At 22.2% G+C, this 24,821-nt stretch carries 45 protein-coding genes; 19 read left to right on the forward strand and 26 right to left on the reverse strand.

Features of this window, described 5'->3' with window-relative positions; genetic code table 4:
• Positions 1-42: 42 nt before the first annotated feature.
• Complete coding sequence (locus AAHM85_RS02070) at positions 43-285, reverse strand: transposase (protein WP_342260813.1); 243 nt, start codon at positions 283-285, stop codon at positions 43-45.
• 80 nt (positions 286-365) lie between these two features.
• On the opposite strand from AAHM85_RS02070, the gene AAHM85_RS02075 reads away from it, so the two are divergent.
• Both AAHM85_RS02075 and AAHM85_RS02080 read left to right on the forward strand, forming a co-directional pair.
• Positions 366-713: a transposase family protein gene (locus AAHM85_RS02075; protein WP_342260488.1), complete on the forward strand. Its 348-nt coding sequence runs from the start codon at positions 366-368 to the stop codon at positions 711-713.
• A 4-nt stretch (positions 714-717) separates the two neighbouring features.
• On the forward strand, positions 718-1,212 hold the full coding sequence (locus AAHM85_RS02080; protein WP_342260487.1) for a transposase family protein: 495 nt from the start codon (positions 718-720) through the stop codon (positions 1,210-1,212).
• Here the strand turns inward: AAHM85_RS02080 and AAHM85_RS02085 are convergent.
• Genes AAHM85_RS02085 through AAHM85_RS02100 form a run of 4 tightly spaced genes read right to left on the reverse strand, consistent with a single transcriptional unit; the run spans position 1,202 to position 3,216 of the window.
• A complete protein-coding gene (locus AAHM85_RS02085) occupies positions 1,202-1,360 on the reverse strand; it encodes a hypothetical protein (RefSeq protein ID WP_342260814.1) in 159 nt (52 codons plus the stop codon). The genes AAHM85_RS02080 and AAHM85_RS02085 overlap by 11 nt on opposite strands.
• 3 nt (positions 1,361-1,363) lie before the next feature.
• A complete protein-coding gene (locus tag AAHM85_RS02090; protein WP_342260815.1) occupies positions 1,364-1,882 on the reverse strand; it encodes a hypothetical protein in 519 nt (172 codons plus the stop codon).
• On the reverse strand, positions 1,883-2,785 hold the full coding sequence (locus AAHM85_RS02095) for a hypothetical protein (RefSeq protein ID WP_342260816.1): 903 nt from the start codon (positions 2,783-2,785) through the stop codon (positions 1,883-1,885).
• The gene (locus tag AAHM85_RS02100) at positions 2,785-3,216 is read right to left on the reverse strand and encodes a hypothetical protein (RefSeq protein ID WP_342260817.1); all 432 of its coding nucleotides are present in this window, start codon (positions 3,214-3,216) and stop codon (positions 2,785-2,787) included. The genes AAHM85_RS02095 and AAHM85_RS02100 overlap by 1 nt, the downstream gene beginning before the upstream one ends.
• A 284-nt stretch (positions 3,217-3,500) precedes the next feature.
• Here AAHM85_RS02100 and AAHM85_RS02105 point away from each other — a divergent pair, with 284 nt between their 5' ends.
• The gene (locus AAHM85_RS02105; protein WP_342260488.1) at positions 3,501-3,848 is read left to right on the forward strand and encodes a transposase family protein; all 348 of its coding nucleotides are present in this window, start codon (positions 3,501-3,503) and stop codon (positions 3,846-3,848) included.
• A gap of 4 nt (positions 3,849-3,852) precedes the next feature.
• Positions 3,853-4,347: a transposase family protein gene (locus AAHM85_RS02110; protein WP_342260487.1), complete on the forward strand. Its 495-nt coding sequence runs from the start codon at positions 3,853-3,855 to the stop codon at positions 4,345-4,347.
• On the opposite strand, the gene AAHM85_RS02115 is transcribed toward AAHM85_RS02110, so the two are convergent.
• Together AAHM85_RS02115 and AAHM85_RS02120 are read right to left on the reverse strand one after the other, a co-directional pair.
• Positions 4,321-4,500, reverse strand: a complete 180-nt coding sequence (locus tag AAHM85_RS02115; RefSeq protein ID WP_342260818.1) for a hypothetical protein — start codon at positions 4,498-4,500, stop codon at positions 4,321-4,323. The two genes, AAHM85_RS02110 and AAHM85_RS02115, sit on opposite strands and share 27 nt — an antisense overlap.
• On the reverse strand, positions 4,469-4,756 hold the full coding sequence (locus tag AAHM85_RS02120) for a hypothetical protein (protein ID WP_342260819.1): 288 nt from the start codon (positions 4,754-4,756) through the stop codon (positions 4,469-4,471). The genes AAHM85_RS02115 and AAHM85_RS02120 overlap by 32 nt, the downstream gene beginning before the upstream one ends.
• Before the next feature lie 91 nt (positions 4,757-4,847).
• Between AAHM85_RS02120 and AAHM85_RS02125 the strand changes: the two genes are divergently transcribed.
• Complete coding sequence (locus AAHM85_RS02125; protein ID WP_342260488.1) at positions 4,848-5,195, forward strand: transposase family protein; 348 nt, start codon at positions 4,848-4,850, stop codon at positions 5,193-5,195.
• A 4-nt stretch (positions 5,196-5,199) separates the two neighbouring features.
• Complete coding sequence (locus tag AAHM85_RS02130; RefSeq protein WP_342260487.1) at positions 5,200-5,694, forward strand: transposase family protein; 495 nt, start codon at positions 5,200-5,202, stop codon at positions 5,692-5,694.
• Here AAHM85_RS02130 and AAHM85_RS02135 read toward each other — a convergent pair.
• The 6 genes from AAHM85_RS02135 to AAHM85_RS02160 form a co-directional block, all read right to left on the reverse strand.
• Positions 5,668-6,291, reverse strand: a complete 624-nt coding sequence (locus AAHM85_RS02135; protein ID WP_342260820.1) for a hypothetical protein — start codon at positions 6,289-6,291, stop codon at positions 5,668-5,670. The genes AAHM85_RS02130 and AAHM85_RS02135 overlap by 27 nt on opposite strands.
• Before the next feature lie 40 nt (positions 6,292-6,331).
• Entirely contained in the window at positions 6,332-6,826 is a 495-nt protein-coding gene (locus tag AAHM85_RS02140; protein WP_342260487.1) for a transposase family protein, read from the reverse strand.
• Positions 6,827-6,830: 4 nt separating this feature from the next.
• Positions 6,831-7,178, reverse strand: a complete 348-nt coding sequence (locus tag AAHM85_RS02145) for a transposase family protein (protein WP_342260488.1) — start codon at positions 7,176-7,178, stop codon at positions 6,831-6,833.
• A 223-nt stretch (positions 7,179-7,401) separates the two neighbouring features.
• Positions 7,402-7,902 (reverse strand): hypothetical protein, encoded by a 501-nt coding sequence (locus AAHM85_RS02150; protein ID WP_342260821.1) that lies wholly within the window; start codon positions 7,900-7,902, stop codon positions 7,402-7,404.
• Positions 7,903-8,640, reverse strand: a complete 738-nt coding sequence (locus AAHM85_RS02155; RefSeq protein ID WP_342260822.1) for a transposase — start codon at positions 8,638-8,640, stop codon at positions 7,903-7,905.
• Positions 8,603-8,758 carry an IS3 family transposase gene (locus AAHM85_RS02160; RefSeq protein ID WP_342260555.1) on the reverse strand — a complete coding sequence of 52 codons (156 nt, stop codon included), beginning with the start codon at positions 8,756-8,758 and terminating at the stop codon, positions 8,603-8,605. Before AAHM85_RS02160 ends, AAHM85_RS02155 begins: the two co-directional genes overlap by 38 nt.
• 537 nt (positions 8,759-9,295) lie before the next feature.
• On the opposite strand from AAHM85_RS02160, the gene AAHM85_RS02165 reads away from it, so the two are divergent.
• The 10 genes from AAHM85_RS02165 (at position 9,296) to AAHM85_RS02210 (ending at position 13,066) form a co-directional block, all read left to right on the forward strand.
• Complete coding sequence (locus tag AAHM85_RS02165; RefSeq protein WP_342260823.1) at positions 9,296-9,784, forward strand: hypothetical protein; 489 nt, start codon at positions 9,296-9,298, stop codon at positions 9,782-9,784.
• A gap of 134 nt (positions 9,785-9,918) precedes the next feature.
• The gene (locus AAHM85_RS02170; RefSeq protein ID WP_342260824.1) at positions 9,919-10,077 is read left to right on the forward strand and encodes a hypothetical protein; all 159 of its coding nucleotides are present in this window, start codon (positions 9,919-9,921) and stop codon (positions 10,075-10,077) included.
• Positions 10,067-10,249 (forward strand): hypothetical protein, encoded by a 183-nt coding sequence (locus tag AAHM85_RS02175; RefSeq protein ID WP_339046861.1) that lies wholly within the window; start codon positions 10,067-10,069, stop codon positions 10,247-10,249. The genes AAHM85_RS02170 and AAHM85_RS02175 overlap by 11 nt, the downstream gene beginning before the upstream one ends.
• Before the next feature lies 1 nt (position 10,250).
• A complete protein-coding gene (locus AAHM85_RS02180) occupies positions 10,251-10,457 on the forward strand; it encodes a hypothetical protein (protein WP_342260825.1) in 207 nt (68 codons plus the stop codon).
• Between the two features lie 19 nt (positions 10,458-10,476).
• Complete coding sequence (locus AAHM85_RS02185; RefSeq protein ID WP_342260826.1) at positions 10,477-10,647, forward strand: hypothetical protein; 171 nt, start codon at positions 10,477-10,479, stop codon at positions 10,645-10,647.
• Between the two features lie 15 nt (positions 10,648-10,662).
• On the forward strand, positions 10,663-11,385 hold the full coding sequence (locus AAHM85_RS02190; protein WP_342260827.1) for an ERF family protein: 723 nt from the start codon (positions 10,663-10,665) through the stop codon (positions 11,383-11,385).
• Positions 11,378-11,863 (forward strand): hypothetical protein, encoded by a 486-nt coding sequence (locus AAHM85_RS02195; RefSeq protein ID WP_342260828.1) that lies wholly within the window; start codon positions 11,378-11,380, stop codon positions 11,861-11,863. Before AAHM85_RS02190 ends, AAHM85_RS02195 begins: the two co-directional genes overlap by 8 nt.
• Before the next feature lie 119 nt (positions 11,864-11,982).
• A complete protein-coding gene (locus AAHM85_RS02200) occupies positions 11,983-12,159 on the forward strand; it encodes a hypothetical protein (protein ID WP_342260829.1) in 177 nt (58 codons plus the stop codon).
• A 60-nt stretch (positions 12,160-12,219) separates the two neighbouring features.
• Positions 12,220-12,567, forward strand: coding sequence for a transposase family protein (locus AAHM85_RS02205; RefSeq protein WP_342260830.1), 348 nt, complete (start codon positions 12,220-12,222; stop codon positions 12,565-12,567).
• Between the two features lie 4 nt (positions 12,568-12,571).
• Positions 12,572-13,066, forward strand: a complete 495-nt coding sequence (locus AAHM85_RS02210) for a transposase family protein (protein WP_342260487.1) — start codon at positions 12,572-12,574, stop codon at positions 13,064-13,066.
• Here AAHM85_RS02210 and AAHM85_RS02215 read toward each other — a convergent pair.
• The 5 genes from AAHM85_RS02215 to AAHM85_RS02235 form a co-directional block, all read right to left on the reverse strand.
• Positions 13,056-13,748, reverse strand: a complete 693-nt coding sequence (locus tag AAHM85_RS02215) for a hypothetical protein (protein ID WP_342260831.1) — start codon at positions 13,746-13,748, stop codon at positions 13,056-13,058. The genes AAHM85_RS02210 and AAHM85_RS02215 overlap by 11 nt on opposite strands.
• 232 nt (positions 13,749-13,980) lie before the next feature.
• Positions 13,981-14,154, reverse strand: a complete 174-nt coding sequence (locus AAHM85_RS02220) for a hypothetical protein (RefSeq protein ID WP_342260832.1) — start codon at positions 14,152-14,154, stop codon at positions 13,981-13,983.
• Between the two features lie 675 nt (positions 14,155-14,829).
• Positions 14,830-16,110 (reverse strand): IS3 family transposase, encoded by a 1,281-nt coding sequence (locus tag AAHM85_RS02225; RefSeq protein ID WP_342260833.1) that lies wholly within the window; start codon positions 16,108-16,110, stop codon positions 14,830-14,832.
• A 64-nt stretch (positions 16,111-16,174) separates the two neighbouring features.
• Positions 16,175-17,011, reverse strand: coding sequence for a rolling circle replication-associated protein (locus AAHM85_RS08435; RefSeq protein WP_425289722.1), 837 nt, complete (start codon positions 17,009-17,011; stop codon positions 16,175-16,177).
• A 29-nt stretch (positions 17,012-17,040) separates the two neighbouring features.
• Positions 17,041-17,919: an IS1595 family transposase gene (locus AAHM85_RS02235; protein ID WP_342260835.1), complete on the reverse strand. Its 879-nt coding sequence runs from the start codon at positions 17,917-17,919 to the stop codon at positions 17,041-17,043.
• A 742-nt stretch (positions 17,920-18,661) separates the two neighbouring features.
• Here AAHM85_RS02235 and AAHM85_RS02240 point away from each other — a divergent pair.
• Positions 18,662-19,782 (forward strand): IS3 family transposase gene (locus AAHM85_RS02240; RefSeq protein ID WP_425289710.1). Its coding sequence is split into 2 segments (ribosomal slippage): positions 18,662-18,905 and positions 18,905-19,782, totalling 1,122 coding nucleotides; the frame shifts between segments, so codons are not numbered across the junction.
• Here the strand turns inward: AAHM85_RS02240 and AAHM85_RS02245 are convergent.
• Entirely contained in the window at positions 19,769-20,197 is a 429-nt protein-coding gene (locus AAHM85_RS02245) for a hypothetical protein (RefSeq protein ID WP_342260836.1), read from the reverse strand. The two genes, AAHM85_RS02240 and AAHM85_RS02245, sit on opposite strands and share 14 nt — an antisense overlap.
• A gap of 136 nt (positions 20,198-20,333) precedes the next feature.
• On the opposite strand from AAHM85_RS02245, the gene AAHM85_RS02250 reads away from it, so the two are divergent.
• Both AAHM85_RS02250 and AAHM85_RS02255 read left to right on the forward strand, forming a co-directional pair.
• The gene (locus tag AAHM85_RS02250) at positions 20,334-20,681 is read left to right on the forward strand and encodes a transposase family protein (protein ID WP_342260488.1); all 348 of its coding nucleotides are present in this window, start codon (positions 20,334-20,336) and stop codon (positions 20,679-20,681) included.
• Between the two features lie 4 nt (positions 20,682-20,685).
• Positions 20,686-21,180, forward strand: a complete 495-nt coding sequence (locus AAHM85_RS02255) for a transposase family protein (RefSeq protein WP_342260487.1) — start codon at positions 20,686-20,688, stop codon at positions 21,178-21,180.
• Here the strand turns inward: AAHM85_RS02255 and AAHM85_RS02260 are convergent.
• The 7 genes from AAHM85_RS02260 to AAHM85_RS02290 all read right to left on the reverse strand — a co-directional run bounded on the left by AAHM85_RS02260 (position 21,170) and on the right by AAHM85_RS02290 (position 24,404).
• Positions 21,170-21,424, reverse strand: a complete 255-nt coding sequence (locus tag AAHM85_RS02260) for a hypothetical protein (RefSeq protein ID WP_342260837.1) — start codon at positions 21,422-21,424, stop codon at positions 21,170-21,172. The two genes, AAHM85_RS02255 and AAHM85_RS02260, sit on opposite strands and share 11 nt — an antisense overlap.
• 11 nt (positions 21,425-21,435) lie before the next feature.
• Positions 21,436-22,494, reverse strand: coding sequence for a hypothetical protein (locus tag AAHM85_RS02265; RefSeq protein WP_342260838.1), 1,059 nt, complete (start codon positions 22,492-22,494; stop codon positions 21,436-21,438).
• Positions 22,495-22,496: 2 nt separating this feature from the next.
• Positions 22,497-22,688, reverse strand: coding sequence for a hypothetical protein (locus AAHM85_RS02270; RefSeq protein ID WP_174479934.1), 192 nt, complete (start codon positions 22,686-22,688; stop codon positions 22,497-22,499).
• Positions 22,689-23,024: 336 nt separating this feature from the next.
• Positions 23,025-23,519, reverse strand: coding sequence for a transposase family protein (locus tag AAHM85_RS02275; protein WP_342260487.1), 495 nt, complete (start codon positions 23,517-23,519; stop codon positions 23,025-23,027).
• A gap of 4 nt (positions 23,520-23,523) precedes the next feature.
• A complete protein-coding gene (locus AAHM85_RS02280; RefSeq protein ID WP_342260488.1) occupies positions 23,524-23,871 on the reverse strand; it encodes a transposase family protein in 348 nt (115 codons plus the stop codon).
• 64 nt (positions 23,872-23,935) lie between these two features.
• Positions 23,936-24,139, reverse strand: a complete 204-nt coding sequence (locus tag AAHM85_RS02285) for a hypothetical protein (RefSeq protein WP_342260839.1) — start codon at positions 24,137-24,139, stop codon at positions 23,936-23,938.
• A gap of 43 nt (positions 24,140-24,182) precedes the next feature.
• Positions 24,183-24,404, reverse strand: coding sequence for a hypothetical protein (locus tag AAHM85_RS02290; protein ID WP_342260840.1), 222 nt, complete (start codon positions 24,402-24,404; stop codon positions 24,183-24,185).
• Positions 24,405-24,821 lie beyond the last annotated feature (417 nt).

Raw genomic sequence — 24,821 nt, forward strand, 5'->3', positions numbered from 1 at the left:
CATATAAAAATTCTTCGGAATTTTACGCTTATTGGTTAACACTTAATTCTTAATAAATAATTTAATTATGATATTTTTAAATGTGATTTTTTCTTTACGGTTATTATATTTAAAACAAAATTCATTTAAATAAGATTGGAGTCATTTTTTTGAAACTCAATGAAATTGGCCGATAAAACCTCTTTTTAATATTGCTCAAAAACTTTCTATTGTATTTGTATGAATACCATTATAAGAAAAATATTTTTTGTGATTAACTTGTTCATATGGTAAAATTTTATTCATTAGACTTACTGCATAACTAGTTAACTTTTTATTTTTTTGTTATTATTAAAATAAAATTTGAATAGTTAAGGATAAACTTTATGACATATTTTGAATTAAAAGATAAATCTGATCAATATTTTCGTAAAATAGTGGGTATTAATAAACTCGTTTTTAACGAAATTTTAAATATTTTATTAGAACATCAAAAACTCAAAACTACTATTGGTGGAAGGCCATATAAAATGTCAATAGAAGATCGACTAGTAATGAGTTTAAGATATTTATATGAAAATCGTACATATCATAGTATTGGTGCTGAGTATGGTATGGTTGATACTACTGCTTTACGAAATATTCGTTCAATTGAAGATATTTTAATAAAGAATAATAAGTTTAATAATTTAACAAATAAAAATATTTTTTTAAAAAGAAGAATTAAAAAATAAAATTTTGATAATTGATGTAACAGAGGTAGAAACAGAACGACCAAAATATAACCAAAAAGATTGATTTTCTGGTAAAAAATGAATGCATACTGTTAAGTTTCAAACCGTAATTAATGCAAATACTAATGAAATTTTAAATATTTTTTCTGATATTGGTAAAAATCATGATTTTAAAACTTTTAAGAATTCAAAGTTAAAGTTTTTACCAGAAACTATAATTCTTGCAGATAAAGGTTATCAAGGTTTACAAAAAATTCATGCTAATACATTTTTACCCATTAAAATTAGCAAAAATAATCCTAAAACAAATAAAACCAAAATCTTTAATAAGATTATTAATAAAACTCGTAGAAAAATTGAACATGTTTTTGCATTTTTAAAATGTTTTAAGATTATTGGTTATAAATTTAGAAAAGCCAGAAAACGAATATTTTTAAGATTTAATTTAATTGCAGGATTTTATAATTTATCATTAAAACTTAAAAACGTTATGCAGTAAGTCTATTATGTTTTAATTCTTTTGCTAAATTAGATTGTTTTGATTTTTTAATTGATTTACCAAATAATAGAAATGCTAAAGTAATACATATTCCACTAGCAACTGCTCCTCCTATTACTGCTGATATTAATTCTATTGAAAAATTCATTTTTTATTCCTCCAATTGTATTTTATTTGAATGTTGTTTACATAAATGACATTCTTTTTTATGTTTTTTAATATTTTTATATTGATATATTAAATATGGACTTGTAATAATAATTGGTATTGTTATTAATATATATTTAATTAATTTTCCATAATTACCTAATTTAGTAATAATATTTAAACTAATATGACCAAACATAGGAAATAAAGTTAATATTAAATGGTCAGGTCAAGTAAAATTATATTCATTAGTATAATTTCCTATTCCCATTGATATTGGTATTTTAGGTATTAATCAAGGTGTTATTGTAAAAAATAATGTTATTAACATACCAAGACTATGACTAGTTATTTTTAAAATATTTGATATTAAAATTTTAATTTTATCAATATGAGTACTATTTTTATTAAATCAAATCTTATTTAATCTTTTATATTCTTTATTATCTTTACTTAATGGATTAATAGTATTTCATATACCAATTGGTTTAATTGGTTTATCTAATTCAATAATAATTACCACCTACTTTCATGTTTTATATTTACTTTTATTTTTATAAATTGAAATACCAATATTTTTATTTAAATTATTAGTTTTATGAAAAGTTAAATATTCTTTTCTTTCTACTCTTCATGCTCTACTACCTAATTCAGTTTTTGGCAAAGTTTTAAAATCTTTAAGTTTAAAAAATCCACGTTCTAATCTATTAATAAATGCAGTTGTTTTTAAAACATTAATATTAGTTGATTTAATAACGTTATAACGTTGTTTACCTTTACTAATACCTTTCTGTTCTTTAAGTTGTTTCTTTACATATAAACGTATTTGACTTGGTAAAAACCCTCTTAAAAAATATCTTCAAAATATTGTTCCAGCACCATTACCATTTTTACCTTTTTGAACTTTCATTAAATTTCAAGTTTCTTCTGGTACATTTGGATAAGTATATACACCATATCAACGTTTATTTTTAGATGTATCACTTTGAAATAAACCTTGTAATATTCCAACTTTTAATAATTTATTTGATTTATAAAATAAACCTTTTTTAAATCATGAACTTGATAATATTACTCAACCATTATCATCTTTATTATCTTTTTCTATATCATTACTATTAATATCTTTTTTATCTTCTTTAAACAAATTATTAACTTTTTTTATAGGTTTAAATACTAATTTATCTAATTGTGATTTTAATTCCGTTAATTCACTAGGTTTTAAAATTGAAATAAGTTTTTTAATAATATTTGGATTAAAAGTTGAATATGGTTGGTTAATTTCTTCTTCACTAACATTTTCACTATCTAAAACTGATTTTAAACTTTGATTTTTACTATATAACTTTAATAAACTAATAATTGCAGTTCTAATATCATTAGTTTCTAATGCAGAATAGATAATTCTAATAATTAAAAGTAACATTATAAGCTCATGTGATTATAATCTCAATTTAATGAAGCATTATCATAATTTAATGGTACTTCACTCATATTATCACTACCATATTGACTAGTTGTTTCACTATTAATAGTAAATCTATTATTATTAATTAATCTTGCAGTTTCATTATTAAATGGTGTTTCTTGCATTTCTTCTACATGATTTGTAGTTTCCATAGGTAATAAATTATGGATTATTTCACTTGCACCGGCAATAATTGTAGGAATAGCAAAATAATTATTAAAATTATTATTAATACCCATAGCAACACCACTACTTATTAAACAACCACCAGTAGCCATATTTGCTATTTTACGTATAGTTTCAAATCTATTAGGAATTAATTCTAGAATTCCATTAATAAGATTTGAAATACCATAAGCATTTAAACTAATATATGTATCTCAATCCATTAATTTATTATTTTTTAATAATAAATCTGGAAATGGATTAGGATTTGGATTAATTGAAGAATTAGTAAATTTAGCATAATTTGATAATCCAATTGTTCCTAAACCTAATAAGATTTTTTTAGAACTATTAATTAATTTAGTTTTAGTATTTGGTCTTTGATTTAAATTTCATATATCTAAACCTAATTTTTTACCAAATAATAAAAGACTTACTGCATAACTAGTTAACTTTTTATTTTTTTGTTATTATTAAAATAAAATTTGAATAGTTAAGGATAAACTTTATGACATATTTTGAATTAAAAGATAAATCTGATCAATATTTTCGTAAAATAGTGGGTATTAATAAACTCGTTTTTAACGAAATTTTAAATATTTTATTAGAACATCAAAAACTCAAAACTACTATTGGTGGAAGGCCATATAAAATGTCAATAGAAGATCGACTAGTAATGAGTTTAAGATATTTATATGAAAATCGTACATATCATAGTATTGGTGCTGAGTATGGTATGGTTGATACTACTGCTTTACGAAATATTCGTTCAATTGAAGATATTTTAATAAAGAATAATAAGTTTAATAATTTAACAAATAAAAATATTTTTTTAAAAAGAAGAATTAAAAAATAAAATTTTGATAATTGATGTAACAGAGGTAGAAACAGAACGACCAAAATATAACCAAAAAGATTGATTTTCTGGTAAAAAATGAATGCATACTGTTAAGTTTCAAACCGTAATTAATGCAAATACTAATGAAATTTTAAATATTTTTTCTGATATTGGTAAAAATCATGATTTTAAAACTTTTAAGAATTCAAAGTTAAAGTTTTTACCAGAAACTATAATTCTTGCAGATAAAGGTTATCAAGGTTTACAAAAAATTCATGCTAATACATTTTTACCCATTAAAATTAGCAAAAATAATCCTAAAACAAATAAAACCAAAATCTTTAATAAGATTATTAATAAAACTCGTAGAAAAATTGAACATGTTTTTGCATTTTTAAAATGTTTTAAGATTATTGGTTATAAATTTAGAAAAGCCAGAAAACGAATATTTTTAAGATTTAATTTAATTGCAGGATTTTATAATTTATCATTAAAACTTAAAAACGTTATGCAGTAAGTCTAAACTATTAATTGAACCTAATACTGGATTTGCAATTACTTGACCATAATATGCACTTGTACCAATCATTGCTAATAATGGACTTATTGAAGAACGAATTACTTTTAATAAAGTATAATTATTTGATTGTATAGTGATGTCATTTGGCATTTTCATTTACTCCTTTTAATAAATTAGTTTGTTTTTCTATTTTAATAATTACTTTACCTTCACAATGAATATTATCTCCAACACATATAGCATAACTATCATGTACATCACTTACTATAAAATAATCATTTCTTAATTTAGGATATTCATCTAATAAAATTGCTCTAATATCATTACTTGTGGTTAAATCTTCTGGTTTAGCAGAATAAATAGTAATATGTGCTTTTTCATTAAAATATTTATATATAAATTCCATAATTATTTTTTAAGACTTACTGCATAACTAGTTAACTTTTTATTTTTTTGTTATTATTAAAATAAAATTTGAATAGTTAAGGATAAACTTTATGACATATTTTGAATTAAAAGATAAATCTGATCAATATTTTCGTAAAATAGTGGGTATTAATAAACTCGTTTTTAACGAAATTTTAAATATTTTATTAGAACATCAAAAACTCAAAACTACTATTGGTGGAAGGCCATATAAAATGTCAATAGAAGATCGACTAGTAATGAGTTTAAGATATTTATATGAAAATCGTACATATCATAGTATTGGTGCTGAGTATGGTATGGTTGATACTACTGCTTTACGAAATATTCGTTCAATTGAAGATATTTTAATAAAGAATAATAAGTTTAATAATTTAACAAATAAAAATATTTTTTTAAAAAGAAGAATTAAAAAATAAAATTTTGATAATTGATGTAACAGAGGTAGAAACAGAACGACCAAAATATAACCAAAAAGATTGATTTTCTGGTAAAAAATGAATGCATACTGTTAAGTTTCAAACCGTAATTAATGCAAATACTAATGAAATTTTAAATATTTTTTCTGATATTGGTAAAAATCATGATTTTAAAACTTTTAAGAATTCAAAGTTAAAGTTTTTACCAGAAACTATAATTCTTGCAGATAAAGGTTATCAAGGTTTACAAAAAATTCATGCTAATACATTTTTACCCATTAAAATTAGCAAAAATAATCCTAAAACAAATAAAACCAAAATCTTTAATAAGATTATTAATAAAACTCGTAGAAAAATTGAACATGTTTTTGCATTTTTAAAATGTTTTAAGATTATTGGTTATAAATTTAGAAAAGCCAGAAAACGAATATTTTTAAGATTTAATTTAATTGCAGGATTTTATAATTTATCATTAAAACTTAAAAACGTTATGCAGTAAGTCTTTAGTAAATTCTAATTTTACTGTTCCATAATAATCTTTATTATTACCAGAAATAGTAGCACTTGTTGATGTAATATTACTAAATGTTACTTTACCTTTTTCATAACCATTATTACCAATATTTACTATTACAGTTTCTAATTCATCATTAGTAGGAGTGGTTCCTGCCATAGTAATTTTTCCTAAATTTTTATAATAAATAACATCTTGTAAATCTAAAATATTCATATTATCATAATCAGTTGATTGATATGTTGCATTAATATTAGTTGCATCAACTTTATAATTTTTTGCTCTTGCTTCTTTAATTTCATCTACTGTTGGCATTTTTTCTTGAATTATATACATTAAATTAGGTCTTATTGCTGCTGGTAATGAATATAATACTTTACCAATAATACGAATATTATCTGTAGCATTATCTAATTTATTTCTTACTTTTGTAAATGAAATAGGCATACCTCACATATATCTGTTATAAACTACTCCAAATAAATTTAATAATTTATAATCTTTTTCTAAATGCATACCAGAAACAGTATCATGAATAAAATCTTGTTCTAAATAAAAACTTTCATAAAATTCCATTCCCATAATTTGATTTGTATATCTTTTACCAGTTGCTAAAGTAGACTTACTGCATAACGTTTTTAAGTTTTAATGATAAATTATAAAATCCTGCAATTAAATTAAATCTTAAAAATATTCGTTTTCTGGCTTTTCTAAATTTATAACCAATAATCTTAAAACATTTTAAAAATGCAAAAACATGTTCAATTTTTCTACGAGTTTTATTAATAATCTTATTAAAGATTTTGGTTTTATTTGTTTTAGGATTATTTTTGCTAATTTTAATGGGTAAAAATGTATTAGCATGAATTTTTTGTAAACCTTGATAACCTTTATCTGCAAGAATTATAGTTTCTGGTAAAAACTTTAACTTTGAATTCTTAAAAGTTTTAAAATCATGATTTTTACCAATATCAGAAAAAATATTTAAAATTTCATTAGTATTTGCATTAATTACGGTTTGAAACTTAACAGTATGCATTCATTTTTTACCAGAAAATCAATCTTTTTGGTTATATTTTGGTCGTTCTGTTTCTACCTCTGTTACATCAATTATCAAAATTTTATTTTTTAATTCTTCTTTTTAAAAAAATATTTTTATTTGTTAAATTATTAAACTTATTATTCTTTATTAAAATATCTTCAATTGAACGAATATTTCGTAAAGCAGTAGTATCAACCATACCATACTCAGCACCAATACTATGATATGTACGATTTTCATATAAATATCTTAAACTCATTACTAGTCGATCTTCTATTGACATTTTATATGGCCTTCCACCAATAGTAGTTTTGAGTTTTTGATGTTCTAATAAAATATTTAAAATTTCGTTAAAAACGAGTTTATTAATACCCACTATTTTACGAAAATATTGATCAGATTTATCTTTTAATTCAAAATATGTCATAAAGTTTATCCTTAACTATTCAAATTTTATTTTAATAATAACAAAAAAATAAAAAGTTAACTAGTTATGCAGTAAGTCTATTAATTAAATTTTGACATGAATATTTTAATAAGAAGTAAGTGAAGTTGAAGATAAATTTCTACTAGAATCACTTTCTTTACTTTGTTGAAGTTCATCAAAATTATTTTCTAAAATTGGTAAAATTCTGAATCACATTGCTCTTTTATATCATTAAAACTCATAACTGGACTATTTTTTTAGGTAGCACATTTTTTAATTGTGTCTCTAGTTGTGCAATTTTTTCTTCTTTTTCTTCAATAATTTTTTTTAAATGTTCAATTTCAGTATCTTTTTTTTTAAACTCAGATTTGAAAGCAGTAGTTATTGCTTCAACTGCATCTCAATCTTCATCTTCGGTTTCTTCTCATTCTTTTTCAACTTTTTCTTTAATTTTTGGAATTAAATCTTCTATATATGTATCAATATATTTAATAATCATTTCAAATAATAAATAATCTTCATTTTTAGTTCCTACATTTTCACTATTATCAATCGTCTTTGAACTATTAATAACTTTTAATCTTTCAATAGGAAAAATTTCTTTTAATGATGTTATAAGTGACTGATATTCTTCTTCAATTTTTTGAAATATTTCATTAAGTTTTGCTTGAAAAAATTCTTTTTGTTTATTATTTTTCGGAATTTTACGCTTATTGGTTAACACTTAATTCTTAATAAATAATTTAATTATGATATTTTTAAATGTGATTTTTTCTTTACGGTTATTATATTTAAAACAAAATTCATTTAAATAAGATTGGAGTCATTTTTTTGAAACTCAATGAAATTGGCCAATAAAACCTCTTTTTAATATTGCTCAAAAACTTTCTATTGTATTTGTATGAATACCATTATAAGAAAAATATTTTTTGTGATTAACTTGTTCATATGGTAAAATTCCGTTATTTTTTAATTGAGGAGTTTCATTTTCAATAGTTTTAATATTTTCTAATACTTCTATTTTTTTTAAAATTTTGTTTACTTCCTTTTCACTTAAAAAATTATCTTCAACTAATGTAAATTTAGTGTATAAATTACAAAATTTTCTAGATAAAAAACAATATTTTTCCTCTTCAATTAATTTTTTAATCAAAATTTTTCTGCCTTCTTTATTTAATATTTGAAAATTAGCTTCTTCACTATCGGGAACTGCCAATACTAAATAATTATCATTTTCTGTTTTTAAATAAATAAAATTTGATCATGGTAACTTATATTGTAAATTATCATTTTTATATTCAATTTTAATAATTAATCCTGGTTGTAAAATATTATTGATTGTATTGTTTAATTTATATTTTTCACGATCTCATTCATTATTTTTAAATCATAAAATAAATTCATAAAGTGAAATTGGGCATTGGTTAGATAAGTTTACTTTCTTGTCTTCAAATCTGTACAAATTGATTTGGAGGCATTTTCAATCTAATAACTATTCTATCATTGTTTCAATATCTAACAAATTTTTCTAATATTTTATTAAAACTTTCCATACTTTCAAAAGTGCTACCAAACATCATTTTAAAATCTCTTTTAATTCAACGATTTAAACATTCACTAACTTGATTACCTTTAAAACCTGATAGACTTTTTGAATGAATTAGATTAGTACTTGTATTAAAAACTTTACTAACAATTTCGCTTGTATTAGCAGAACCTAAATCTGATTGAATAGTCGTAAAATTACGGGCGTATCAAGTTAATGGTTAGATTTAATAAAAACTTAAATGAGAGATAATACTCTCATTTTTTAATTGTTAAACAATTATAATTAATTATTTTATTAAACCAGCACTTTATTAAAGTAATTAATTATTACATAACTAAATAAAAAATTATTTAGGCTATTGTGCTGGAATTAACCAATAGTAATTTTTGTGTTGCTCTTTTAAAACTTGATATTTTTTGGTTCCCTTCCCCTAGAACCCCTACCCTCCAAGGCTTATGCTACTTACAGTAGCATAAGCCTTACATATAGTAGTAGAAGTATTAGTTAGTAGTATATAAGACTTTTATCACCTATAGGTGATAAAGCTTATACATAGAAAGGATATGTAATGATTAATGTTAATTTAGATATTAAAAATAAAATTAAAGAAACAACTAAAGGTATGTTATTAGAAATTGGTGAATATGAAACATGATTTCCTATTAAAGATACTATTATTGATGAAAAAAATAAAAAAATAGCATTAAAAATAATTGAAGATTTTTATTATAAATTAGGTAAAAAATCAATAACAAAAGATATTGAAAGTGTTAAAGGTAGTGATATTTTAAAATATATTAAAAATATTCCAAATATTAATACAAATGAAAATGAATTAATATCTTGTGAATTTTATGAACAATATAATGGTTATTATATTTTTAAAAATGATAAAAATCAAGAATGTTTTAAATATAACATTACATGAGAACAAGATATGAAAAGTTTTAAAATCAATAATCCATATAAACATAATGATTTAGCAATAAATTATATTATTACACCAATGAAAAATATAGAAACTCATAATGAAAAAATATTTTATTTAAAGTATTAAAGGAAATTAATATGTTATTAAATGTTGAAAAAATTGAATTAATAAAAAAATTATGTAATGAAAAATTACTTAAAAATCAAAAATATATTGAAATACAAGAAATATTAAAAATTATAGAAAGAGAGTAAATAATTATGTTGAATTTAAAAGAAGATAAAAGAATATATTTAAAATATGAAGAAATTGAAAAAATATTTGGTTCATGTGATATATGTAATAAAAATTCATCATTTGCAAATAGAACTTGTAATAAATGTTTTTATAAATTAATAGGTGAAAATAATGAAATGTAATATCCATAATGAAAAATATATATGATTTTCTGAATTAGAAAATACTTATTATTGTAATAAATGTATTGATGAAATGATTGAAAACGATATGTATTTAACATCAAATAATTGAGATTATTTATATGAATATTATATTAATGAATTACAATTAGAAAATTTTAAAGGAGTTTAATATGAATAAATTAGAATTACAAAATGCAATGAAATTAATAGAAAAATTTGAAGAATTAAAAGAAGAATTTAATAGTAAATATGAAGATTTAGAAATTACCATTGATGCTGATTGTGAATTAAACATTCGTTTTGATTATTTTACATATGAAGATGTAAACAAATTACAACAAGCAATTATTGATTATAAAAGAATTATTAAAGGTTAAAAGAAAGTAGTGAATAAATATGGTAGCAGCACCTAAAAAGAAACCAGAAGATTTAATGATTAAACAAATTATTGTTCATTTAAGATTTACTGAAAAAGATTATGAAAAATTAAAAGAAATTTGTGAAGAAAAAAATATGAAAATTAATGGTTTTATAAGAAGTTTAATTAAAAAAGCAATAAATAAATAGAAAGAGTGATAAATAATGAATAATTTATATAAAAAAATACTTAAATTACAATTAGAAATTGGTAGTACACCTAAAAATGGTTTTAATAAATTTGGAAATTATAAATATTGATTATTAAGTGATATTTTTAATAAATTTAAATTATTATGTAAAGAATTAAATATTGTGATTACACATGAAGATATATTAACAACTGATAGAAAAATAAATTATTTAGATACTAAAGAAGTAGAAATAACTTATTTTAAAAGATATACAATTATTGATTTAGATAATGATAAAGAAATTAAATATTTTGATATACTTGCTTGTGCTAAAAATACAGATATAGCAAAAGCAAAAGGTAGTGCAGAAACTTATGCTTATAGATATTTTTTAATGAATTTATTATTATTAAGTGAAGATGAACTTGACCCAGATAATGATAGTATTAATTTAATACAAAATAATAATAAACAACAAAATTATAGTAATAATATAAAAGTATCTAATGAAAAATGAGAACCAAGTGAAAAACAATTAGATTATTTTGAAAAATATATGATTACAAATACAGTTTTATTTGATGAATGTATAAGAGAAGATATGGAAAGATTAAATCCAAGTAATAATAAAGATTTTTTAATATTAATGGGTGAAAATTATTTAAAAGTATTATTTGATAAATTTAAAGAAATTCGTGAAAGATTTAAAAATTTAAAAAATAATAATAAAAATGAGTATAGAAATTATGAATAATTATTTACTTTCAGTAGACCCAAGTATAAAAAATACAGGTTTTACATTATGAGAAAATAAAAAACCAATTTGAATAAATAGTTATAGTTTTAAAGATTATAATTATGATTGAGAAAAAATACAATTACAAATAAGTTATTTAATAGATATGAATAAATATGATTTATTAATGGAACGTGGTACTTTTCATAGTAAAAATGGTATTGGTTATGAAACACAAGAACATTTAAGAGGTTTTATTGCAGGAACATTTAATAAATTATTAACAAAAAATATGTTAATAAGTCCTTCTTCATGAAAGAAATGATATATAGATAATAATATTACTAATATTTCTTTAAAAAATTGAAATAAAAAAATAAGTGAAGATATATGTGTTTATTTAAATGAAAAATATGAATGAAATATAACTATATCAAATCATGATGAAGCAGATAGTTTATTAATTGGTTGATATTATTTAAATAAGGAGAAATAAATAATGCAAATAGCAATTTTAATTATATTTAGTTTAAATACTATATTAACTTTATTTACATTTATTTTATATTTATATATTTTTATTAATTTTAAATTTAGATGAAAATGAGAAAAATAATGCAAAAACAAAAACAAGAAAAAGTATTAATTAAATGTATATGTAAAGGTTGTAATAATAAAGTATTAGTAACTTTAAAAACTTTAGATATAGAAAATAGTACAGAACAATTTTTTAATATGTGTTATTTTCATAAAAAACAATTTAAAAATAAAGTAGACTTACTGCATAACTAGTTAACTTTTTATTTTTTTGTTATTATTAAAATAAAATTTGAATAGTTAAGGATAAACTTTATGACATATTTTGAATTAAAAGATAAATCTGATCAATATTTTCGTAAAATAGTGGGTATTAATAAACTCGTTTTTAACGAAATTTTAAATATTTTATTAGAACATCAAAAACTCAAAACTACTATTGGTGGAAGGCCATATAAAATGTCAATAGAAGATCAACTAGTAATGAGTTTAAGATATTTATATGAAAATCGTACATATCATAGTATTGGTGCTGAGTATGGTATGGTTGATACTACTGCTTTACGAAATATTCGTTCAATTGAAGATATTTTAATAAAGAATAATAAGTTTAATAATTTAACAAATAAAAATATTTTTTTAAAAAGAAGAATTAAAAAATAAAATTTTGATAATTGATGTAACAGAGGTAGAAACAGAACGACCAAAATATAACCAAAAAGATTGATTTTCTGGTAAAAAATGAATGCATACTGTTAAGTTTCAAACCGTAATTAATGCAAATACTAATGAAATTTTAAATATTTTTTCTGATATTGGTAAAAATCATGATTTTAAAACTTTTAAGAATTCAAAGTTAAAGTTTTTACCAGAAACTATAATTCTTGCAGATAAAGGTTATCAAGGTTTACAAAAAATTCATGCTAATACATTTTTACCCATTAAAATTAGCAAAAATAATCCTAAAACAAATAAAACCAAAATCTTTAATAAGATTATTAATAAAACTCGTAGAAAAATTGAACATGTTTTTGCATTTTTAAAATGTTTTAAGATTATTGGTTATAAATTTAGAAAAGCCAGAAAACGAATATTTTTAAGATTTAATTTAATTGCAGGATTTTATAATTTATCATTAAAACTTAAAAACGTTATGCAGTAAGTCTAGTATTATTATGTGTATTTCCTAATGGCAACAGTAAAGTATTTATAATCTCACATGCTCCGGCAATAATAGTAGGAATAGCAAAATAATTATTAAAATCATTATTTATACCCATTGCTACACCACTACTAATCAAACAACCACCAGTACCCATATTCGCTATTTTACGTATAGTTTCAAATCTATTAGGTATTAATTCAGTTAAACCACTAATAACATTTGCTATACCAAAACTATTTAAAGATATATAAGTATCTCAATCTACAAAAGGTACATCAATTATTGGTTTAACAGTTGTAAAGGATGGATAAGTTGGTCTTGGGGGTTCAGTAGGGCATGGCGGTCAAAAACAAGGTTCATCTTTTAATAAAGTCACAGACTTATCTACATACTGAACAAACTTAGCATAGTTAATTAAACCAATTGTCCCAATTCCTAAAAATATTTTTTTATAACTATTAATAACTTTATTTCTAGTAGTTGGTCTTTGATTAATATTCCATATATCAATTCCTAACTTTTTACTAAATAACAAAGAATTAATAGAACCTAATACTGGGTCTTTTAAATATTGACCATAATAAGCACTAACGCCAACCATTGCACTTAATGGACTTAATCCAGTTCTTAAAATTTTAGTTAAAGTATAATTACTAGTTTGCTCTAATTCCAAAGGCATAAATAAAGCTCCTTACTTTATATACTAATAAGGAGCTTGTATATGAATTATAATCTAATCCATTGGGGCTTAATGAAAAATATATAATCCATATATAAGCCCCTTATTCAATTATTTGTTGATACATTATTTTCATTCAGTAATATCTATAATAGTACCGGATAAATCTAATTTTAAATCATAATAATTACCAACTTTAAAACTAAGTTTATGTAAATATTGTGTAAAATCATTAACTACTAACTAACGGGTTATATCATTTATCCCGTACTTTACCGGTAGGTATATTAGTTTGTTTATTAATCTCTAAAAAAGTTAAAACATCAAATTTCAAATTTTGACCATGATTATTTTTATCCGGTATCATTCTATTTTTATCAATATTAACCAATTGAACTTTAAACATAAAAATTGCCAACTTCTTTCTATATAAAATATAAATTGAATTGGCAAACAATTATAAATAATTAAATTAAAAATACATAACTATAAAATTAATTTAATAAATAAAAAGTTCTTAATATTAATATTTAACTATTCCTGCTAGGGAACTGTAAACCAATTCAAATAAGTTAAATATAATTTAAAAACTAATCTAAAACATATTTACTTATGACTAAATAATATCATAATTAAACAAAATATCAATAAATATACAACAAAAAAGTAAAGACATTCACTACCTAGCAGAACAGCAAATATCTTTACCACAATTAAAGTATAACAAATGTACCACAAAAAGCAAAAATATTACAAAAAAATATCAAAAGACTTACTGCATAACGTTTTTAAGTTTTAATGATAAATTATAAAATCCTGCAATTAAATTAAATCTTAAAAATATTCGTTTTCTGGCTTTTCTAAATTTATAACCAATAATCTTAAAACATTTTAAAAATAGACTTACTGCATAACTAGTTAACTTTTTATTTTTTTGTTATTATTAAAATAAAAAGTTAACTAGTTATGCAGTAAGTCTAAAATATAACTAATGTAAAATTCTTTTTTGTAAAAATATTTTTTCAATTTTATTTTTTTCAAAAACTTTATAAAGAAAATCTAAAACATCATTTGGCATTGGTTAGATAAGTTTACTTTCTTGTCTTCAAATCTGTACAAATTGATTTGGAGGCATTTTCAATCTAATAACTATTCTATCATTGTTTCAATATCTAACAAATTTTTCTAATATTTTATTAAAACTTTCCATACTTTCAAAAGTGCTACCAAACATCATTTTAAAATCTCTTTTAATTCAACGATTTAAACATTCACTAACTTGATTACCTTTAAAACCTGATAGACTTTTTGAGTGAATTAGATTAGTACTTGTATTAAAAACTTTACTAACAATTTCGCTTGTATTAGCAGAACCTAAATCTGATTGAATAGTCGTAAAATTACATTGTTTAGCACTCGCTAATTCTATTTGATTAACCACATTTAACACAGTTTTGGCATTTTCACTTTTGTTTATTTTTCAGCCAACAATTGAATTACTGTACATATCAGTAGCAAAAACAACTAATAATTTTGTTTTTTTATCACCAATAATTATATTTTTAAATCATGTGCCATCCATACCAACTTTTTCAAGAAAGTTATTACTTGAAAAATTACGTTTTAATAAATCTTTATTATTTTTTAAATCACTATTTTCTACTACTCTATTTGTTGATTTAGGTTCTAATAATAATTTAATATTATTATCTTTTAATATTTGTTTTATGCTTGTTTTACTGCATTTAAGACCTTTATTTTTTATTTTTAACTCTAATCTTACTTTTTCAAAACTAGTCATATTAATGTACTTTTTTTCATTTTTAATGAGAACTATTTTGTTTATTGCTTGTATCAAATTATCATTAATTTTTGATTGATATTGCTTTTTACCTTTTTTTACTCATAAATAGTATGCTGTTTTGCTAATAGCTATGTAAACAATAATTTTATTTAATTGATGACCTTTTTGCTTATATTTTTCTACTATTAAAAAACACTTATATTTTAATAATTTACTATTTTTTCCCCTTGTTAATTTCTTTTCACAGGCTAATTGCTCCTTTAAAAGTTCTTTTTCAACCTCATCTTTTAAAGCTTGTTTTCTAAGTTTATCAATTTCTTTGTTTAATAGTTTAATTTCAATATCTTTCTTATCGATCCTGTGAGAAGTTTGGGATTTAAAAATTTTGGTGAATGCATTTTCACCTTTAATTTGATATTGCTTAACCCAATTATAAATTAATACTGGAGTTGATAATTTATATTTGACTTGAATTTCATGTATTTTTAGTTTTTTATCAACTAAATACTCATTAACAACGGCTAATTTTGTTTCTTTTGAATAAACTTTATAATTCATAATTTCTCCTTCTGTATTAATTATTTTTAATTATATTACAGATTGAAAATATTAATTGGTAAACTTAAGTGACTGATGCCTTTCTATTAAATTTATTTTTTAAGTAATACCTAAATCGTAAACTTTCTAAACTAACATAATAATTAAAATCCTTAAAATAATCACTATTAGCAACATAATCATAACTTCCACCAATTAAATTAGTAATACCTTGTTCATTTGGTTTAGTTTTAAATAAATAAAATTCTTTTGCTTTTTCACATGCTTGTACTAATTGTTGTAAACTTAAAGTTTTAGTACCACGAACTACAAGCGGATTTCTACAATTTCTACTAAAAGAATATGCTTGAACACCAACATCTTTTTGATTTAATGATTTAATATTTTCTTGTACTTTTGTTACATATTTACTTAAATATTTAACTACAAATTCATTTGTACCTTTATGAACAACTTTCAAATCAATACCTTTATTATTACCAGCATGTGGTCATCATGTAGTTATCATGCTATATGGTATTTTACGATTAAATAATATGTGAAAATGAACTGCACCACGCTTTTGATATTCATAAACATAAAAATATCTTAATTCACCTAAATGTTTAGAACGTTTAGGGTCATTTCATCAACGCTTTAAACGTTTAAAAAATAATTGTAAATCATGTTTTGCTTTTCTAATATCAGTTTCATTTTTATGATAAGTTAAAGTTAAAAAACTTAAAATTCTTGCATTATAAAAATTATGTAATGCTTTTTGAACTAATTTACATTTAGTACGAACATTATTATTTCTTAACTTAATAACATTACCAATATTCTTTATACCTAATTTATTTCTTTCATTTTTTAAAATATCAATAGGTAAAACAACATTTTTAACATAACAAGCATAAAAAATTTCGGAATTTTACGCTTATTGGTTAACACTTAATTCTTAATAAATAATTTAATTATGATATTTTTAAATGTGATTTTTTCTTTACGGTTATTATATTTAAAACAAAATTCATTTAAATAAGATTGGAGTCATTTTTTTGAAACTCAATGAAATTGGCCGATAAAACCTCTTTTTAATATTGCTCAAAAACTTTCTATTGTATTTGTATGAATACCATTATAAGAAAAATATTTTTTGTAATTAACTTGTTCATGTGGTAAAATTTTATTCATTTTATAATATCCACGATATTCATCAGTAAAAAGAATAGAATTGTTAATATCAACATTTTCTTTAACTATTTTCATTAAATCTTCAGATTTAATACTTTTATTTTTTGCATGAAATAATTTAACATTACCATTTCGTTCAATAATGCCAACAACACACTCTTTACTAGTTCCTCTACCACGTAATGAGTTATTTTTATTATCAACATCATTATATTTACGCGGTTTTCCACCCACATATGTTTCATCCATCTCTAATATTTTTGCTAATAATTTAATCTCATCATTAGCCCTTGCCTTTCTAATTTTATGCATCATTTTTCATACAGTTGCTAAACGTAAATTTAAGTCTCTTGAAGCTTGAGATGATGATAAACTTTTTTTAGCATTAGCCATTAATACTATTAAAATAAATCACTTTTGAAGTGGTACACGTGTATGATGAAAAATAGTTTGAGCAGTTACACTAAAAGACTTATGACATTTTTTGCATTTATAACGCGACTCTTTTAAAACAGAGTTAACTTTTTCACTAAAACAAAAAAGACATTTTGGTTTGTTATTTCATCTTATTTCTTCTAAAAATTTTATACAAGATTCTTGGTTTGGAAATTTATTTATTATGTCTAAAATATTCATTTTCAATCACCTTTAATTAGATTTTATTTTACTAATATCTAATTATAGTTTTCAGAAATAATAATGTATATAAGTTATTGCCAATAAACGTAAAATTCCGAAAAATTTTTTTAACATAAAAAATTATATGAAATATTTACTTAAAATCAATCCTGCTAGGAACTTTTAATAAAATTGAATGATTTATAAATAAATATAAATCTTTATATATCTTATCATAAAATAATAAAAAAGTATCAAACTTTACACTTGCGGTGAAAAATGATACTTAACTAAGTAATAGGGGCTTTGCCCCTCTCGTTGCTTCGCAACTCACCCCAGCGGGGCTAAACCCCGCGGCCAACCAACCAAGGTTCTGGTTGGCAACGACCATAATATAGATTTTGTTATATTTTTAATTATTAAATAAAAATATAATAAAAAATGAACAATACCTATTCAAATTGAAATATAGAAATTGCTCATTTTATAATAAAATTTGAAGATAAAATTAATCTAAACTACTTTTGTATAAAATAAAAATACAGATTATTAAAAACCTCAATTTACATTCTAGGTCCTCGTCCTCTATTATTATTTTGTCTTTCTCTTTCAGCTCTATCTCTTGCTTCTCTTTCTCGTCTTTCTTGGTCTCGTCTTTCTCTTTCTGTTTCTTGTCTTAATCTTTGGATCGGCTACAATTTATTGGACACTAATTATGTAGACAAATAACAATATTTGTTAAAAGAAAGGAAATATAATTATGGCCAATATTACTTCATATACAGATGAATTTAAAAAACAAATAGTAGCTTTATATCAAAGTGGCAAATCAGTATCTTGTCTTGTTAAAGAGTACAATGTTACAAGAGCAGTTGCATATAAATGAATTAAGCAATTTACTAATTCGGAAAGTTTTAAAACTAAAGATAATCTTTCTGATTTAGAAAAACAATTAATTCAAATGAATAAAGAATTAAAACAATTACGAATGGAAAATGATATTTTAAAGCAAGCAGCACTAATAATAGGCAGAAAGTAGAGATTATTGCAAATAATAAATGAAAATATAAGATTCGCCCAATGTGTCGTTTTTTAAAAATTTCTAAATCAACATATTATTTTAATTTAAAGAAAAAAGAAGATAAAATCAAAAATAATATTTATGATCAAGCTGTTATTAGTGCTTTTAAAGAAAACAAATGTGTTTATGGAACAAGAAGATTAAAAGTCATACTAGAAAAACAAGAAATTTATTTATCAAGAAGAAAAATTAAAAAAATTATGGATAAACATAATTTAATGTCAAAATACACTAAATTATCATTTAAAAATCATCGTAATAAAGTAAATAATGAACAAATCACTAATATTGTTAATAGAAACTTTAATAATAGAATTAAAAATGAGGTGATTGTCAGTGATCTTAGTTATGTTGAAGTTAATGGTAAATGAAACTATATTTGCTTATTAATAGACCTATTTAACCGCGAAATTGTTGGACATAGTGTAGGTACTAAAAAAGATGCATCATTGGTATATCAAGCATTTATGCAATCAAATCGCTGTTTAAAAGATATGCAAATATTTCATAGCGATCGAGGTAACGAATTTAATAATAAAATTATTAACAAACTTTTATTAGCATTCAATATTACCCGCTCTTTAAGTAAAAAAGGTTGTCCTTATGACAATGCTGTTGCTGAAGCAACTTTTAAAACTTTCAAGACTGAATTTATTAATGACAAAAAATTTACATCATTAATACAGTTAAAATTAGAATTATTTGATTATATCAATTGATATAACAATATAAGAATCCACAGCACTTTAAACTACTTAACTCCCATTAAATATCAAGAAAAAATGTCTACCAAAAAATAGTCCTAAAAAGGGTTGCCATTTCATATCTTTGTAAATAAGACCTAGGAAATCATAAACTAAATGTCATAGTTTCGCCACTATAACTAGGTGGCAATCCACCACGTTTAATTATTTTCTTAGTTTGTCTTTTAGATAAGACAACTTTATTATAGTCATCAACATTAGTATAAATATTCAATTTAAATTTAACTAAAAATAATAAAATACGCATTCTTTTAACTTGAACAATATATTCTACTTTTTCACGTGCTTGTTTTGGTATTCTATCGGGGTGTTGTTCAATCATATACATAATTCCATTAAAATTATGACCTATCAATTTACAAAACATTCCTAAACTTTCTTGTGTTTCTTTAAATTCGGGTGATAAATCATTACTATTAATTTTTAAACCTAATTCATCAAAAACAAGCATATCATTCTCTTTAAAAGCATAATTACTATTTAATTGATTAAATTTAAAAACATCATCAGACTTACTGCATAACTAGTTAACTTTTTATTTTTTTGTTATTATTAAAATAAAATTTGAATAGTTAAGGATAAACTTTATGACATATTTTGAATTAAAAGATAAATCTGATCAATATTTTCGTAAAATAGTGGGTATTAATAAACTCGTTTTTAACGAAATTTTAAATATTTTATTAGAACATCAAAAACTCAAAACTACTATTGGTGGAAGGCCATATAAAATGTCAATAGAAGATCGACTAGTAATGAGTTTAAGATATTTATATGAAAATCGTACATATCATAGTATTGGTGCTGAGTATGGTATGGTTGATACTACTGCTTTACGAAATATTCGTTCAATTGAAGATATTTTAATAAAGAATAATAAGTTTAATAATTTAACAAATAAAAATATTTTTTTAAAAAGAAGAATTAAAAAATAAAATTTTGATAATTGATGTAACAGAGGTAGAAACAGAACGACCAAAATATAACCAAAAAGATTGATTTTCTGGTAAAAAATGAATGCATACTGTTAAGTTTCAAACCGTAATTAATGCAAATACTAATGAAATTTTAAATATTTTTTCTGATATTGGTAAAAATCATGATTTTAAAACTTTTAAGAATTCAAAGTTAAAGTTTTTACCAGAAACTATAATTCTTGCAGATAAAGGTTATCAAGGTTTACAAAAAATTCATGCTAATACATTTTTACCCATTAAAATTAGCAAAAATAATCCTAAAACAAATAAAACCAAAATCTTTAATAAGATTATTAATAAAACTCGTAGAAAAATTGAACATGTTTTTGCATTTTTAAAATGTTTTAAGATTATTGGTTATAAATTTAGAAAAGCCAGAAAACGAATATTTTTAAGATTTAATTTAATTGCAGGATTTTATAATTTATCATTAAAACTTAAAAACGTTATGCAGTAAGTCTATCATAAGAACAACGATAACTATACTCATTACGCACTTTAATAGGAATAGGACTTACTACCCTACCCTTATGTTTTTGTGCTAAACAACAAGCAAGAGCAGATTTACCAGTACGTGGTGGTGCTGAAATAATATAACTACCTACACGTTGTAATATCTTTATATTTTTTCTAGTTATTAAAAATGGATAAACTATTATTAATAATAAAACTCCTAAAAGTAAATAACCATATCAAGGCATTATTTCAACTCCTAACCAACTAAAAATCCAACTGCTTTTAAAAATACTCATAATGTTAAAACTTGTTCTAAACCACTAGTAAAATCAACATTTAAAACAGAACTAATAGTATCATCAAAAATACGCCTTAATAATCCATCAAGTTTAGTAAAAAATTCTCTTAATGGTTCAACTGGTAAAACTTTACCAACAACACCATAAAGTACTCACCTAAAAGCATTACGCAAATGACCAAAAACATCATATCAACTAACACGTTCATACTCAGGGTTAAAAGGGCTATTTGGTGGTACTGGTGTTACTTTCTCACTTGAAAAAATATTAATTTGACCAAAATTTAATTGTGGTGAAAAAGTTGGACTAGTTGATTCACCATGAACATCAAAAAACACTGTTAAATGTCTTAAATTTGGAACACGAATAGGCATAGTAACAAAATTATATAAATCTTGTTGATAAATATCATTATCAACTTTACCTTTAAAAACATATTTTGTATCACCAACATTATCTAAAAAACTAAAAACAAAATTAGCAGTAAAAGTTTTAAAATATTCATATTCAAAATAAAACATAAAACCTTGAATATAAAAACTTAAAGGTTTATCAATTTCAAAATTTAACTGTGTTTGAAAATTTATAATACTTTTACCAGTATTAACAAAATTTAAATTATTAGTATTCTTTTCTGCAACATAATTATGATTAAACATAATACGTGAAAATTCATCTAATTGTTTTCTATTAAAAGTATAAACGCCAGTTCCCATATCTATCATTTGTGATGGAACACCAACTGTATCACTATAATAATAACACGTATATAAACCTTCATTATTACCTATAAATTCACCACTAACTAATTTTAAATCCGATTGGTCAACATCAAAATAAGCAGAATTTCATGGAATTGTTGCTCAATCATCAAAATTATGGTATTTAACATGTTTAACCATTTCTTTTGTAATATCATAATTAACAACATTAGGGTCATTTGAAGCAATTAAACTAGTCGGTGCTTGAACAGAAGTATTTACAACAAAAAATAATTTAGCAAACTTAAATCACATAATTATTTACCAAATAAACATTTTAAAATTCACCATGAACCATAAAATAAAACAAATCCAATAAAAAACTGTGTTCCATAAACTACTAAATTTCATAAAATAGTAGTAAAATCATCAACTGGATTACCTATAAACATAGTTCAATAATCAACTATACATTGATGTATTTTATTATAAATTTCTAAAACACTCATACTTAACACCTACCCAAACAATGACCTAAAAACAAATTTAATACTACGATAAATAAAATTAAAAAATACACCTAATACCAACCAAAAAGTCAAATTAAACAAAATATAAACTTCATTAGTAATATTTGGTTGATTTAAAAATATTTGAATATCTTTACTAGAAAATATAAAAATAAAATGCAATATACTAAGAACAAAATTAGACATAATTAATTACCTACATTTATTCCACTAACATCTTGTGTTTGTTTATGTCCCTTAGCAATTTGTTTACCAACTCATGATGAACCTTTATAAAATTTAACAGAAGCCCGACCCATAGTTTTAACATTAGACTTACTGCATAACGTTTTTAAGTTTTAATGATAAATTATAAAATCCTGCAATTAAATTAAATCTTAAAAATATTCGTTTTCTGGCTTTTCTAAATTTATAACCAATAATCTTAAAACATTTTAAAAATGCAAAAACATGTTCAATTTTTCTACGAGTTTTATTAATAATCTTATTAAAGATTTTGGTTTTATTTGTTTTAGGATTATTTTTGCTAATTTTAATGGGTAAAAATGTATTAGCATGAATTTTTTGTAAACCTTGATAACCTTTATCTGCAAGAATTATAGTTTCTGGTAAAAACTTTAACTTTGAATTCTTAAAAGTTTTAAAATCATGATTTTTACCAATATCAGAAAAAATATTTAAAATTTCATTAGTATTTGCATTAATTACGGTTTGAAACTTAACAGTATGCATTCATTTTTTACCAGAAAATCAATCTTTTTGGTTATATTTTGGTCGTTCTGTTTCTACCTCTGTTACATCAATTATCAAAATTTTATTTTTTAATTCTTCTTTTTAAAAAAATATTTTTATTTGTTAAATTATTAAACTTATTATTCTTTATTAAAATATCTTCAATTGAACGAATATTTCGTAAAGCAGTAGTATCAACCATACCATACTCAGCACCAATACTATGATATGTACGATTTTCATATAAATATCTTAAACTCATTACTAGTCGATCTTCTATTGACATTTTATATGGCCTTCCACCAATAGTAGTTTTGAGTTTTTGATGTTCTAATAAAATATTTAAAATTTCGTTAAAAACGAGTTTATTAATACCCACTATTTTACGAAAATATTGATCAGATTTATCTTTTAATTCAAAATATGTCATAAAGTTTATCCTTAACTATTCAAATTTTATTTTAATAATAACAAAAAAATAAAAAGTTAACTAGTTATGCAGTAAGTCTATTCTGTCCTAAATCTAACGTTGGTAACATTAATTCGGGTAAAATAACCCTAAATGCAAATCTAAGCAAAATCAAAAATATCATTAACGTACCCAAATTAAAACCTAAATCACCAAGTGGAAAACTAAAAAACTTCATAAAAATTGAAGCAAATAAATGCATAACTGTTGTAATAAAAGGTATAAACATAATTTCACATCCTAATGTCTTGTAAATCTAAATAATCCTAAAATTAAATAAAATCAAAACTAACATTTATTAAAGCAAGAATAGGCAAAGGTAAAGTATATAAACTATCATAAAAAAACGACTTAATAAAAAGTGTCACAGTATGTAATCCAGCAAAAGAACTTAAATACTGCATATAAATAGTTTGTACCAAAGTATTAACAACTGGTAAAAGTCTACCCAATAAAGGTAAAACAAAAACCAAACTAAAAAATAACTTTACCATTTACTTACTCCTTTCTAATTACTAATGAGTTCCATGGATAATATGACCAACAAACTGCTTAATAAATACAAGAACCATAAATACAATTGAAATTAACACTGGTCAATTTGTAAGTGTTCCACCATCACCAGTAGTAAATACTCAACCAAAAATATAAGTAAAAGCATTAGACTTACTGCATAACGTTTTTAAGTTTTAATGATAAATTATAAAATCCTGCAATTAAATTAAATCTTAAAAATATTCGTTTTCTGGCTTTTCTAAATTTATAACCAATAATCTTAAAACATTTTAAAAATGCAAAAACATGTTCAATTTTTCTACGAGTTTTATTAATAAGACTTACTGCATAACTAGTTAACTTTTTATTTTTTTGTTATTATTAAAATAAAATTTGAATAGTTAACTAGTTATGCA

Origin of the sequence: Spiroplasma endosymbiont of Notiophilus biguttatus (genome assembly GCF_964030985.1) — a bacterium.
GTDB classification, from domain to species: Bacteria; Bacillota_I; Bacilli_A; order Mycoplasmatales; family VBWQ01; genus Spiroplasma_E; species Spiroplasma_E ixodetis_A.